The following is a 12,127-nucleotide window of genomic DNA, read 5'->3' as shown; positions in this document are numbered from 1 at the left end:
CTCGACATCAAGAGACTTCACGTCGACACAACCACTACACTGATCGCCATGGAGGACGAGGTCGATCGGCTGGTCGCTGCGTGGCGCCGGGAGCGCCCGGACCTCGACGTGGAACCGCTCGAGGTGCTCAGCCGGGTGAGCCGACTGGCGCGGCACCTGGACCGGGCACGTCGGCTGGCCTTCGCCGAGCACAGCCTGGAACCCTGGGAGTTCGACGTGCTCACCGCGCTCAGGCGCGCGGGCACGCCGTATCAGCTCTCCCCCGGGCAGCTGCTGACCCAGACCCTGGTCACCTCGGGGACGATGACCAACCGCATCGACCGGCTGGCCAAGAAGGGCCTGGTCGAGCGGTTGCCGGACCCGAGCGACCGGCGCGGTGTGCTGGTCCGGCTCACCACCGAGGGCCAGGACCGCGCGGACCAGGCCCTGGCGGGCCTCCTCGACCAGGAGCGAGCCATCCTCGCCGAACTCTCCCCCACCCAGCGCACCGACCTCGCCGGACTACTACGCCAGCTGACCGCCCCGTTCGACAACATCCCAGGCTAGGCGCGCAGCGCCCCCGAAGGGGCGCGGGGAACTGCGCGACCAGCCACGACGGCGCCGCAGTCGGCATACGGCATAGTGCGGCACTTCCCGCGGAGCGCTTGGCGCCGGTCAGGCGCTGCTGCTCTCCTCCGGCATGATCCGCCCGGTGGGCCCCAGGTCCACCGGCCCGACCCCCGCCCGCCGCGCGAGCGCGACCGCCGCCAGGGTGGAGTGGACGCCCAGTTTGCCGAGGACGTTCTGCATGTGGGTGCGGACGGTGTGCGGGGACAGGAAGAGGCGCTCGGCGACCGCCTTGCGCCCCAGGCCCGCCACCATGCACCGGAGCACTTCCCGCTCCCTCGGCGTGAGGGACTCCACCAGCCGCTCGCTCTCGGTGCGGTGCTTGCGGGCCGCGGTCAGCTCCCGCAGGACGCCCGTGAGCAGGGCGGGCGGCAGATGCGTCTCGTCGCGCAGCACGCCCCGGATGACGTTCAGCAGCCGGGACAGCGAGCAGTCCTTGGCGACCCAGCCGCAGGCGCCGGCCTGTAGGGCCAGGGCCGCGCGCCGCGGGTCGTCCTTCTCGGCGAGGACGACGACGCGGACGGCCGGATGGGCCGAGCGGACCCCGGCGACCAGCGATATGCCGTCGACCAGTCCCTCCGCGTTGGCCTCCTGCACCGGCACGGCCGCCCGGCCGCCCGGCAGTTGACCGCCCAGGTCGGCGTCGACGAGCAGCACGTCGTAGCGGCGGCCCTCGGCGACCGCGCGCTCCAGGCAGCGCAGCGCGGCCGGACCGCTGCCGGCCGCGGACACGTCGACGTCGGGCTCGGCGGCCAGTGCGGCGGCCAGCGACTCGGCGAAGATGCGGTGGTCGTCGACGACCAGGACTCGGATGCGAACCACGAAACCCCCTTCCCCAGTGCTCTTCACGAGCCGGGGATACCCCAAGGTCCGGAGAACGACGAACCGTGCGGACACGACACCCGCGGGAGGACGGAACCGCACGACCGCCGTCGTGCCTGAACTGCTACCCCCACCGCGGGCGTCGTATCCGACTTGTCTCGCCCCCTGATCAGTACCGGCCCCCACCGGCACTGCTCATCAGAGTACGACCGGTCGCCGTGAGCGGAAGGCAATTTGCAGAACTGCCCGGCCAACGCGTTTATGGTGTGCCGCATGTTTCGTATTGAGGCGGAAGTCGACAAGGAACGACGCGATCTGCTCCGCACGCGGCTGCTGGAAACCAACACGGCGGCCTCTCCCGTCCTGGCGGCCCTGCGCGGCACCCCGGCCGAACGCGAAGTGCCGCTGCACCTCTGGGCGACGGACGGGAGTTCGGGCGACATGGCGGGCGGTCTGGTCGGGCACACCTGGGCGTCCTGGCTGCACGTCACCTACCTCTGGGTGGACGCCCGCCACCGCGGCACCGGCCTCGGCGGCAGCCTTCTCGCGGCGGCCGAGCGCATCGCCCGCACGGACCGCGGCTGCGCCGCGGCCCGGCTGGAGACCTGGGACTTCCAGGCCCCGGAGTTCTACCGGAAGCAGGGCTACGACGTGGTGTGCGTGATCCCCGACTATCCGCCGGGGATCACGGAGTACACGCTGACGAAGCGGCTGGGCTGAGGCTCAGCGCTCTTGGCGGGCGCCGGCCGACGGCACCGCCTCGAAGACCCGGGGGGCCTGGAAGCCGGCCGCCGCGAAGGCCTCCTCGACCGCCTTGGCGATCGTGTCGACGTCGGCCGCCTCCGCGAGGACGATCGCCGAGCCGCCGAAGCCGCCGCCGGTCATCCGGGCGCCCAGCGCGCCGGCCGCGTTCGCCGCCTCCACGACCAGGTCGAGCTCCGGGCAGGAGACCTGGAAGTCGTCGCGCAGCGAGGCGTGGCCCTCGGTGAGGACCGGCCCGATGGCGCGGGTGTCGCCCGCTTCGAGGAGGGCGACGACGCGCTCGACGCGGTGGTCCTCGGTGACGACGTGCCGGACCAGGCGCCGTACCTCCTCCTCGTCGCCGAGGCGGTCGAGCGCGGAGTCCAGCTCGTCGTAGGCGATGTCCCGCAGCGCGTCCACGCCCAGCAGGGCCGCGCCCTTCTCGCAGCCGGCCCGGCGCTTGCCGTACTCGCCGCCGCTGTGGGCGTGCTTGACCTGGGTGTCGACGACCAGCAGGCGCATGCCCTCGGCCGCGAGGTCGAAGGGGATCTGCTTCTGCGAGAGGTCGCGGGTGTCCAGGAACAGGGCGTGGCCCTGCTCGCAGCACGCCGAAGCCGTCTGGTCCATGATGCCGGTCGGCGCCCCGACGTAGACGTTCTCCGCGCGCTGGCACAGGCGGGCCAGCTGCCAGCGCTGCAGGCCCAGTTCGTAGAGGTCGTTGAGCGCGAGGGCGATCACCACCTCCAGGGCCGCGGAGGAGGACAGGCCCGCGCCGGTCGGCACGGTGGAGGCGAGGTGGACGTCGGCGCCGGTGACCGGGTGCCCTGCCTCCCGCAGCGCCCAGACCACGCCCGCCGGGTACGCCGTCCACTCCTGGTCGGTGCCGGGCTCCAGGGCGTCGAGGGAGAGCTCGACGACCCCGCCCTCGACGTCCGAGGAGTGCAGCCGCAGCACGCCGTCGGTGCGGCGGGCGACGGCGGCCGTCGCCACGTGCGGCAGCGCGAAGGGCATCACGAAGCCGTCGTTGTAGTCGGTGTGCTCACCGATCAGGTTGACCCGGCCGGGTGCGGCCCAGACGCCCTCGGGAGCCGTGCCGTACAGCTCCTCGAACGCGGCTCCGACCTGTGCTGCTGCCCCCACTACTGCTCCCTAGCTGCGCTGATGGTCTGCGCGAACTCCCAGGCGTCCGCGACGATCCCCGCGAGGTCCGCGCGGGTCGGGTTCCAGCCCAGCTTCTCGCGGGCGGTGGCCGCCGAGGCGACCAGGACGGCCGGGTCGCCGCCCCGGCGCGGGGCCACGACCTCGGGGATCGGGTGGCCGGTGACCTGGCGGACGGTCTCGATGACCTGGCGGACGGAGAAGCCCTCGCCGTTGCCCAGGTTGCAGATCAGGTGCTCGCCGGGCCGCGCGGCCGTCAGGGCCAGCAGGTGGGCGTCGGCGAGGTCGGCGACGTGGATGTAGTCGCGGATGCAGGTGCCGTCGGGCGTCGGGTAGTCGTCGCCGAAGACGGAGATGGCCTCGCGGCGGCCCTGCGCGACCTGGAGGACCAGCGGGATCAGGTGCGACTCGGGGTCGTGCCGCTCGCCCTGCGCGCCGTACGCCCCGGCCACGTTGAAGTAGCGCAGGGAGACCGCGCCCAGGCCGTGGGCGGTGGCCTCGCCGGTGATCATGTGGTCGACGGCGAGCTTGGTGGCGCCGTACGGGTTCGTCGGCTGCGTCGGGGCGGTCTCGACGATCGGCACCTGCTCCGGCTCGCCGTAGGTGGCCGCCGTGGAGGAGAAGACGAGCTTGCGGACGCCGGCCTCGCGCATCGCGGCGAGCAGCGCCATGGTGCCGCCGACGTTGTTGTCCCAGTACTTCTCGGGCTTGACGACCGACTCGCCGACCTGGGAGAACGCGGCGAAGTGCAGCACCGCCTCGTAGGAGGAGTCCAGCCACTTGGCGGCGTCGCGGATGTCGCCCTCGACGAAGGCGGCGCCCGCGGGGACGCCCTCGCGGAAGCCCGTGGAGAGGTTGTCGAGGACGGTGACCTCGTGGCCCGCCTCCAGCAGGTGCTGGGCGACCACGCTGCCGACGTATCCCGCCCCGCCCGTCACCAGGTACTTCATCAACTCGCTACCTCTCGCAGTCGCTCGGCCGCGCGCTCCGGCGGCACGTCGTTGATGAACACGCTCATGCCTGACTCGGAACCCGCGAGAAACTTCAGCTTGCCGGACGTTCGGCGGATGGTGAAAAGCTCCAGGTGCAGCGCGAAGTCGTCGCGCGTGACACCGTCGAACTCCTCCAGCGTCCCGAACGGCGCCTGGTGCCAGGCGGCGATGTAGGGCGTGGGAGGCTCACCCTCACCGAAGATACGGTCGAAGCGCCTCAAGAGTTCCAGATAAACCTGGGGGAACTCTGAGCGCGCCGCCTCGTCGAGGCCGAGCAGGTCGGGGACGCGGCGCTTCGGGTACAGGTGGACCTCGTAGGGCCAGTGCGCCGCGTACGGCACGAAGGCGACCCAGTGTTCACTCTCAAGGACGACCCGCTCGTCGGCGAGTTCACGTGCAAGGACGGCGTCGAACAGGTTCTCCCCGCCGGTCGCCTCCTTGTGGGCCGCCAGTGAACGCAGCATCAGGGCGGTGCGCGGGGTGGTGAAGGGGTAGGCGTAGATCTGGCCGTGCGGGTGACCGAGCGTCACGCCGATCTCCTCGCCGCGGTTCTCGAAGCAGAACACCTGCTCGACGGAGGGGAGATGCGACAGCTCCGAGGTCCGGTCGGTCCACGCGTCGAGGACCAGCCGCGCCTGCTCCTCGGTGAGGCTCGCGAAGGACGCGTCGTGGTCCGAGGTGAAGCAGACCACCTCACAGCGCCCGGAGTCGCCGGCCAGCGAGGGGAAACGGTTCTCGAAGACCACGACGTCGTACGACGAGTCCGGGATCTCGCTCAGCCGGTCGCCCTTGGTCGGGCACAGCGGGCACTGGTCGGCCGGCGGGTGGTAGGTGCGGCCCTGCCGGTGCGAGGCGATCGCGACCTGGTCGCCGAGCAGCGCGTCCCGGCGGACCTCCGAGGTGGTGTGCGTCCGCTCCAGCGGACGGCGGTCCACCGCGTCCCGCACGGTGTCGTCGCGCAGGTCGTAGTAGATGAGTTCGCGACCGTCGGCCAGCCGGGTCGAGGTCTTCTTCACTGCGGACTCCCATTGATCGAGCCAGCCAACCATCAAACAGAACCGAACACACCAAAACACAACTCACCACCCCAGTCAACATCGCAATCAATCAAGGTGAGACAACGAAAGTGTTGAATTACTGGGTGCAGAACCCCACAGATGCCCCCGTATCGCCCACATACCTCGCGACAGGCCTCCCCACGGACCTCGCGGCGGGGCTGCGGCTGCCCACCAACGGCCTGGACTACACGATCCTGGCGATCTACTTCGTCGTCGTCCTGGGCATCGGCTTCGCGGCCCGCCGCTCGGTGAGGACCAGCCTCGACTTCTTCCTCTCCGGACGGTCGCTGCCCGCCTGGATCACCGGCCTCGCCTTCATCTCGGCGAACCTGGCCGCCACCGAGATCCTCGGCATGGCCGCCAACAGCGCGCAGTACGGCGCGTACACCGTGCACTGGTACTGGATCGGCGCCATTCCGGCCATGGTCTTCCTGGGCCTGGTGATGATGCCCTTCTACTACGGCAGCAAGGTGCGCTCGGTCCCCGAGATGCTGCTGCTCCGCTTCGACAGAGCCGCACACCTGCTCAGTTCGATCCTGTTCGCCTTCGCGGCCATCCTGATCGCCGGTGTGAACCTGTACGCCCTGGCGATCGTCGTGGAGGCGCTCCTCGGCTGGCCGCAGTGGGTGGCGATCGTGGTGGCCGGCGCGTTCGTACTGGCGTACATCACCCTCGGCGGTCTCTCCTCGGCCATCTACAACGAGGTGCTCCAGTTCTTCGTGATCCTGGCCGCCCTCATCCCGCTCTCCGTGCTGGGCCTGAAGAAGGTCGGCGGCTGGGACGGCCTGGTCGACAGGCTCACCGCCGCCCACGGCCACAACTTCACCACCGCCTGGGGCGGCACCGGCATCGGCTCCGTCAACCCGCTCGGCGCGAACTGGCTGACCATCGTCCTCGGCCTCGGCTTCGTGCTCTCCTTCGGCTACTGGACGACGAACTTCGCGGAGGTGCAGCGCGCCCTGTCGGCGAAGAACCTCTCCGCAGCCCAGCGCACCCCGCTGATCGCCGCCTACCCGAAGATCTTCATCGTCTTCCTGGTGATGATCCCGGGCCTGGTGGCCGCCGCGCTGGTGCCGAACATCGGGACCGCGAAGTCCGGCCTCCAGTACAACGACGCCATCCCCTACCTGATGTCCCAGCTGCTGCCCAACGGCGTGCTCGGCATCGCGGTGACCGGGCTGCTGGCCGCCTTCATGGCCGGCATGGCGGCCAACGTGTCGTCCTTCAACACCGTGTTCACGACGGACATCTGGGCGAAGTACGTGGTGCGGGGCCGGGAGGACGGCTACTACGTGCGCTTCGGACGCCTCATCACCGCGATCGGCGTCTGCGCGTCCATCGGCACGGCGTTCCTCGCGTCCTCCTTCTCGAACATCATGAGCTACCTCCAGACGCTGTTCTCCTTCTTCAACGTGCCGATGTTCGTCGTCTTCGTCGTCGGCATGTTCTGGAAGCGGGCCTCGGCGAAGTCCGGCTTCTGGGGGCTGCTCGCGGGGACCGTGACCGCGATGGTCAACTACTTCGTCCTCTACAAGCGGGGCGTCATCGGCATCCCCACCGACCAGGGCGCCAACTTCGTCTCCGCGATCGCCGGGTTCGTCGCCGGCGCGGTGGTGATGGTGATCGTGTCCCTGTTCACCGCGCCCAAGCCGGAGGCGGAGCTCGCGGGCCTCGTCTACGGCACGACGTCCCCGGGGATGACGGAGGCGCCCGCGCCCGGCGACGAGGCCTGGTACCGGCGGCCGGCGCTGCTCGGCTGGGGCGCCGTGGTCATCGCCGCCCTCTGCTACATCCCGTTCTCGTTCTAGTCCCGGTCGCGGGAGGATGGAGGAACCATGACCGACGACTCCGGGCAGTCCGGATTCCACTACTCCGAGCAGGACGTCCAGCGCGAGGTCACCGAGTTGGAGGGGCGGTCGGCGACCGCCGCGCGGATCTTCGATCTGCGGCGGATCATCGGGGGGCTGTTCGTGCTCTACGGGATCATCGTCACGATCACCGGGATCACGGACTCGCAGGCCGAGATCGACAAGGCGCAGGGGATCAACATCAACCTGTGGACGGGGATCGGGATGCTGTTGCTGGGGGTGTTCTTTCTGGTGTGGCTGAGGTTGCGTCCGACTCCGCCGCCGGTACCTCCGGTGGAAGAGGCCGAAGACTGATTTCGGTTGTGTTCTGGCTGCAGGTGCGTGGGGGCTGGTCGCGCAGTTCCCCGCGCCCCTAAAGGGGCGCTTGTGGGCCGCCGTTGAGAGGTCCCGCCCGGTCCAGTAGCCCGGTGCGGGCCGCGAGCGCGGCCGCTTCCAAGCGGGACCCCACGCCCAGTTTCATCAGGACCCTCTGCACATGGGTGCGAGCCGTGCTCGGGGCGATGCCCATGCCGGCGGCGATGAGGCGGGTGTCCTCGCCGTCGGCGACGCGGACCAGGACCTCCACCTCCCTCGGGGTGAGCATCTGGAGGAGGCGCTGGCCCTCGTCGTCGGGCTGGGCTGCGGGGTTGAGGAGTTCGCCGAAGGCGCCCTGGAGCAGGGCGGGGGCCACGGCGGCCTCCCCGGCCCTGGCCTTCATGATCGCCCGCTCGACGCCCTCGATGCGCTCGTCGTGCCGTACGTACCCGGAGGCGCCCGCGGCGAAGGCCGCCGCGATGCCGCGCGGGGAGGGCACCGGGCCCAGGACCAGGACGGCGACCTGCGGACGCTCCCGCTTGATCTTCACCACCGGGTCGAAGATCCCGGGCTCGGCCGGTGTCGCCGTACCGAGCAGGCACACCTCGGGCGCCCGTGTGATCACCAGCTCGGCCGCGCCCGCCGCCGGTGCCGCCGCGGCCAGCACCCGGTGGCCGCGCAGTTTCAGCGCCGAGGCCAACGCCTCGGCGAGCAGCCGGTGGTCGTCGACCACCATGAGCCGCACTCCCATAGAGCAACCCCCCCAGTCCCCCCAATGGATGCCCCACTATGGATGCCCACTGGTCCGCATGGACAGAGGGCCCCCCGGCACCCCGTCCTTCATGCCCCCGGAAGCTACACGCTTGTTCGACGTTGCGCTGCCCCTACTGATGAGAAGTGCCCCGGATCGGAGGAATCTCAGGGTTTTCTCGTATTCGAGGGTGACGAGCGCGTATCAGCCACCCGCGCCGAAGGCGGTGACCAGGTACTCCTTGGCCGTCGACGAGGAGGTGGCGGCGTGGGCGTAGGCGGCGGACAGGTAGAGGTGCCCCTGGGAGTAGCGGACCTCGGCGTAGTCGGGCGACATGGCCGTCTCCACGGCCTTGACCGCCGTGCTCGCCGGGTTCTCCAGCAGCTTGGTCTCCTTGAACGAACCGCCGTCGATGCTGACGACCTGGGCACCCTTGTCGTACGGCGCGTTCTTGTAGGCGATCACATCGGGACCGTCCATGCGCAGGGGCGTGATCGTGTAGTTGTCACCGGCGTCGGCGCGCTGGCCGGTCTGCTTGCCGGTGCCCAGGTCGAAGGCGACGATCTCGTTGGTCTTCGTGTAGTCCCCGTCGCCGTCGTGCTGTTCGGTCGCCAGGTACAGCCTGTCGTTGCCGACCACCACGCCCGTGCACTTCTCCAGGTCGTAGATGCCGTCGCAGCGGGCCGCGTAGGAGCTGCCCGGCGTGGAGATGCGGGTGCGCAGGGCGCCGGTCCTGTTGTCGACGGAGAAGACGTCCGAGAAGCCGCTGCCGTCGCCGGCGCTGTCGTTGACGTCGGCGGCCACCACCAGCGGGTCGGTCGACACGACGCTCGCGTAGTCGATGCCCGAGGTCATCCGGTACTCCGAGAGCACCTTGCCGGAGACCGGGTCGAGGGTCTGGATGCGCAGCTGGCCGGCGTCGCCGCTGCCGCACCTGCGGACCGCGACCAGCTTGGCGCCGCCGCCGTACCCGGCGTCGTAGCAGCTGTCGGCGGCCTTCGGCTGCCAGCGGACCTTGCCTGAGGCGAGGTCGAAGGCGGCACCGCCGCTGGAGCCGCCGACCGCGACCGTCTGCTGAGCGACCGTCACGTTGTCGAAGTTGACCGGGACGTCACCGGACTTGATCGTCTGGGTCCACAGCTTCTTACCGGTGTTCAGGTCGACGGCGGCAACCTGGGTGCAGCCGGCCGTGGAGCCCTTGGGGGGCATCTTCGGCTGGAAGACGACCGCGGTCCTGCCGTCGGCGCTGACGTGTCCGGTGGCGCGGCAGACCGGGCCGGAGAGCGGGATCGTCCACAGCTCGGCGCCCGAGTCGGGGTCGTAGCCGGTGATCTCGGCGATGCCGGTCTTCGCGTACACCTTGTCGGTGAGCCAGGAACCGGCGGTGACGGTGGTGTCCTTCGCCGCGGGCAGGGGCACCTGGAAGAGGACCTTGGAGGTGGTGTCCGCGGGCACCTTCTCGGTGCCCTTGCCGTTCTCGCCGCCGTTCGCGTCCTGGCCGCCGGTGCCGCCGCCGCTGGAGTGCGCCGTGTCGTCCTTCTTGCCGTCGCCGCCGGAGGACCTGGCGTACCAGATGCCGCCGCCGACGATCAGCGCGATGGCGACGACCGCGGCGACGACGATGAGCAGCGTCGCGTTGTTCCGCCCGCGGCCGGGGCCGGGAGCGGGAGCGGGGCCGCCCGGGTAGCCGTAGCCGGGCTGGGGCGGCTGGTTCGGGTAGCCGTAGCCGGGCTGCTGGGCGTACGGGTTCGGGGCCGGGGGCTGCTGGGGGTAGCCGTAGCCGGGCTGCGGGGGCTGCTGCGGGTAGCCGTAACCGGGCTGCTGGGCGTACGGGTTCGGAGGCTGGTTGGGCGGCTGGTTGGGCGGCTGGTTGGGGGGAGGCGGGGGCTGGGTCATGGTGGGAGTACCTCGGGGGACGGGGCGTGAGCGGGCTGGGGACGGCGGGACGGCTCGGGGCGGGGCCCGCTCAGTTGCCGAAGGCCATCATCAGCTTCTCCTTCGCCTGGTCGCTGCCGGTCAGCCGCGTGGCGGAGAGGTAGAAACGGCCGTCGGCCCAGTCGACCGCGCCGTCGTAGAAGCCGCCCTCGATGTCGGCGGTGTGCTGCGGGTTCTGCAGCAGCCTGGTGGTGGAGTGGGCGGAGCCGGTGGTCGGGATCGACACGACCTGGCCGCCCGCGTCGTACGACGGCCGTACGTAGGCGACGAGCTTGCCGCCCTCGACCTCGACCGGGTACATCGACTCGTCCGTCGGGGACTTCACACGCCACTTCGCCTTGCCGTCGGTGAGGCTGATCGCGACGATCTCGTTGGCGCTGCCGCTCACATCCGTCGGCAGATAGAGGGTGTTCGCGTCGACGGCCACGCCCTGGCAGCCCTGGAGGTCACGGGCGAGGAGCGCCCAGCCGCACTGGGGCGCGAACTTCTCGTCGACCTTGACCTCGGAACGGAACGTGCCCTTGTCGTCCAGGACCGAGATGTTCCAGGCGTTCTTCTCCTCGTTGGTCATGTAGACCACGAGCGGGTCGACGGAGTAGGTCCGCTGGACCTGCCAGCCCTTCTTGACCGGCTGGGTCCACCGGACCTTGCCGGTGGCCGGGTCGAGCCGCGAGATCTCGTCGTGCTCGGTGCTGCTGCCGGCGCCGCAGGACGCCACCTCGACCAGCCGGTCCGTGCTGCCCGCGAACGCCGTCGGGAAGCAGGACGCGCCGTACTCCTTCTTGTCGTACAGCTTGTCGCCGCTGCCGAGGTCGTACGCCGTGCCGGACTCGGAACGGCCCACCATCAGCGTCTTCCCGCTGATCGTCAGCTCGATGCTGAGCGCGCTGTCGAACAGCCCGCCGTCGGCGACGGTCGCGGTCCAGCCCTTCCGGCCCGTGTCGAGGTCGATCTCCTGCAGCTGGTTGCACTTGGCGCGGTCGCTCGTGCCGTTCATGTAGGCCACGACGACCTTGTCGTCCGCCGACTTCTGCGAGGTGACCGCGCAGATCTTCTGCGGGAACGTGATCGGGGCCCAGGCCGGGTCGCCGTTGCCCACCCGGTACGCGAAGACCTGCTTGTACGCCGCCTTCACCGCCGTCTTCCCGGTGATCCACATGCCGGGCGCGTCGGCGCCCGAGGCGGGCGCGTCGGGCGCCGACTTGTACCAGAGCACCTTGGCTTCGCCGGACTTGCGGCCCGCGTTCAGGTTCTCCGGGTCCGCGCCGCCGCCGCTGCCGTCACCGGGGTCGGCCGGGGTACCGGAGGCCTTGGGGTCGTCGGACCGCTGGGCGACCGGCTTCTTGTCGCCGCCCCCGCCGCCGGTCACGGCGTACACCGTGCCGCCGACGACCAGCAGCCCGGCCACCGCCGCCGCGACGACCAGCGCGGGCCTGCCCTTGAACGGGCCGCGGCCTCCGCCGCCGGGCGGCGGGGGCATCCCCGGCCCGCCGGGGTACTGCGGCTGCTGCTGGGGGTATCCGTACCCGTACCCGGGCTGCGGCCCGTACGGGCCCGGGGTGCCGTAGGGGCCGGGGGCGGGCTGCTGCGGGTAGCCGTAGCCGGGTTGCGGCTGCGGCTGCGGTGCGCCGAAGGCTCCCGGTGCGGGCGGCTGTTGGGGGGCGCCGAATCCGCCGCCCGGCGGCGGCTGGTCCTGCGGCGCTCCGAAAGCACCCTGCGGCGGCTGGCCCGGCGGCTGTGTCATCAGCGTTCTTCCCCCTCGTTCACTGATTTCGAGCCATGCCCGAGGCCGGCGACGGACCCGCGGTCGCACTCGGGCAGTGCTCAGACCGACCTTTCTACCACCCGCCACCGACAGCCCACGGGCCCGCGTCCGCCGCCGTTCCCAAGGGAGAACCGCCC

At 70.8% G+C, this 12,127-nt stretch carries 11 protein-coding genes; 4 read left to right on the top strand and 7 right to left on the bottom strand.

All coding sequences use genetic code 11. The features are described 5' to 3' along the window. Window positions 1-48 precede the first annotated feature (48 nt). Window positions 49-546: a MarR family transcriptional regulator gene (locus AB0D74_RS35735; protein WP_362596175.1), complete on the top strand. Its 498-nt coding sequence runs from the start codon at window positions 49-51 to the stop codon at window positions 544-546. A gap of 108 nt (window positions 547-654) precedes the next feature. Here the strand turns inward: AB0D74_RS35735 and AB0D74_RS35730 are convergent, their stop codons facing one another. Then, on the bottom strand, window positions 655-1,428 hold the full coding sequence (locus tag AB0D74_RS35730) for a response regulator transcription factor (protein WP_362596173.1): 774 nt from the start codon (window positions 1,426-1,428) through the stop codon (window positions 655-657). 261 nt (window positions 1,429-1,689) lie between these two features. Here AB0D74_RS35730 and AB0D74_RS35725 point away from each other — a divergent pair, with 261 nt between their 5' ends. Then, the gene (locus AB0D74_RS35725; RefSeq protein ID WP_362596297.1) at window positions 1,690-2,148 is read left to right on the top strand and encodes a GNAT family N-acetyltransferase; all 459 of its coding nucleotides are present in this window, start codon (window positions 1,690-1,692) and stop codon (window positions 2,146-2,148) included. Window positions 2,149-2,151: 3 nt separating this feature from the next. On the opposite strand, the gene galK is transcribed toward AB0D74_RS35725, so the two are convergent. Genes galK through galT form a run of 3 tightly spaced genes read right to left on the bottom strand, consistent with a single transcriptional unit; the run spans window position 2,152 to window position 5,335 of the window. Then, a complete protein-coding gene (gene galK / locus AB0D74_RS35720) occupies window positions 2,152-3,309 on the bottom strand; it encodes a galactokinase (protein ID WP_362596171.1) in 1,158 nt (385 codons plus the stop codon). Then, window positions 3,309-4,277, bottom strand: a complete 969-nt coding sequence (gene galE, locus AB0D74_RS35715; RefSeq protein ID WP_362596169.1) for a UDP-glucose 4-epimerase GalE — start codon at window positions 4,275-4,277, stop codon at window positions 3,309-3,311. Before galE ends, galK begins: the two co-directional genes overlap by 1 nt. After that, the gene (gene galT, locus AB0D74_RS35710) at window positions 4,277-5,335 is read right to left on the bottom strand and encodes a galactose-1-phosphate uridylyltransferase (RefSeq protein WP_362596167.1); all 1,059 of its coding nucleotides are present in this window, start codon (window positions 5,333-5,335) and stop codon (window positions 4,277-4,279) included. Before galT ends, galE begins: the two co-directional genes overlap by 1 nt. A 200-nt stretch (window positions 5,336-5,535) precedes the next feature. Between galT and AB0D74_RS35705 the strand changes: the two genes are divergently transcribed. Together AB0D74_RS35705 and AB0D74_RS35700 are read left to right on the top strand one after the other, a co-directional pair. Next, complete coding sequence (locus tag AB0D74_RS35705; protein ID WP_362596295.1) at window positions 5,536-7,185, top strand: sodium:solute symporter family protein; 1,650 nt, start codon at window positions 5,536-5,538, stop codon at window positions 7,183-7,185. A gap of 27 nt (window positions 7,186-7,212) precedes the next feature. Continuing rightward, the gene (locus AB0D74_RS35700; protein WP_362596165.1) at window positions 7,213-7,539 is read left to right on the top strand and encodes a hypothetical protein; all 327 of its coding nucleotides are present in this window, start codon (window positions 7,213-7,215) and stop codon (window positions 7,537-7,539) included. A 58-nt stretch (window positions 7,540-7,597) separates the two neighbouring features. Here the strand turns inward: AB0D74_RS35700 and AB0D74_RS35695 are convergent, their stop codons facing one another. From AB0D74_RS35695 to AB0D74_RS35685, 3 genes are all read right to left on the bottom strand, one after another. Continuing rightward, window positions 7,598-8,290, bottom strand: a complete 693-nt coding sequence (locus AB0D74_RS35695; RefSeq protein ID WP_362596163.1) for a response regulator transcription factor — start codon at window positions 8,288-8,290, stop codon at window positions 7,598-7,600. Between the two features lie 204 nt (window positions 8,291-8,494). Then, window positions 8,495-10,186 carry a PQQ-binding-like beta-propeller repeat protein gene (locus AB0D74_RS35690; RefSeq protein WP_362596161.1) on the bottom strand — a complete coding sequence of 564 codons (1,692 nt, stop codon included), beginning with the start codon at window positions 10,184-10,186 and terminating at the stop codon, window positions 8,495-8,497. A gap of 70 nt (window positions 10,187-10,256) precedes the next feature. Continuing rightward, window positions 10,257-11,969, bottom strand: coding sequence for a PQQ-binding-like beta-propeller repeat protein (locus tag AB0D74_RS35685; RefSeq protein ID WP_362596159.1), 1,713 nt, complete (start codon window positions 11,967-11,969; stop codon window positions 10,257-10,259). Window positions 11,970-12,127 lie beyond the last annotated feature (158 nt).

The organism is Streptomyces sp. NPDC048278, assembly GCF_040652195.1.
Taxonomy (GTDB): domain Bacteria; phylum Actinomycetota; class Actinomycetes; order Streptomycetales; family Streptomycetaceae; genus Streptomyces.
The sequence above is the reverse complement of the archived record's forward strand: the minus strand, read 5'-3'. Positions and strand labels throughout refer to the sequence as shown.

Bases quoted from the DNA above. Each gene is read 5' to 3' on its own strand.
- AB0D74_RS35735 (WP_362596175.1), top strand. From the start codon at position 49: ATGGAGGACGAGGTCGATCGGCTGGTCGCTGCGTGGCGCCGGGAGCGC.
- AB0D74_RS35725 (WP_362596297.1), top strand. From the start codon at position 1,690: ATGGTGTGCCGCATGTTTCGTATTGAGGCGGAAGTCGACAAGGAACGA.
- galE (WP_362596169.1), bottom strand. From the start codon at position 4,277: ATGAAGTACCTGGTGACGGGCGGGGCGGGATACGTCGGCAGCGTGGTC.
- AB0D74_RS35700 (WP_362596165.1), top strand. From the start codon at position 7,213: ATGACCGACGACTCCGGGCAGTCCGGATTCCACTACTCCGAGCAGGAC.
- AB0D74_RS35695 (WP_362596163.1), bottom strand. From the start codon at position 8,290: ATGGGAGTGCGGCTCATGGTGGTCGACGACCACCGGCTGCTCGCCGAG.
- AB0D74_RS35690 (WP_362596161.1), bottom strand. From the start codon at position 10,186: ATGACCCAGCCCCCGCCTCCCCCCAACCAGCCGCCCAACCAGCCGCCC.
- AB0D74_RS35685 (WP_362596159.1), bottom strand. From the start codon at position 11,969: ATGACACAGCCGCCGGGCCAGCCGCCGCAGGGTGCTTTCGGAGCGCCG.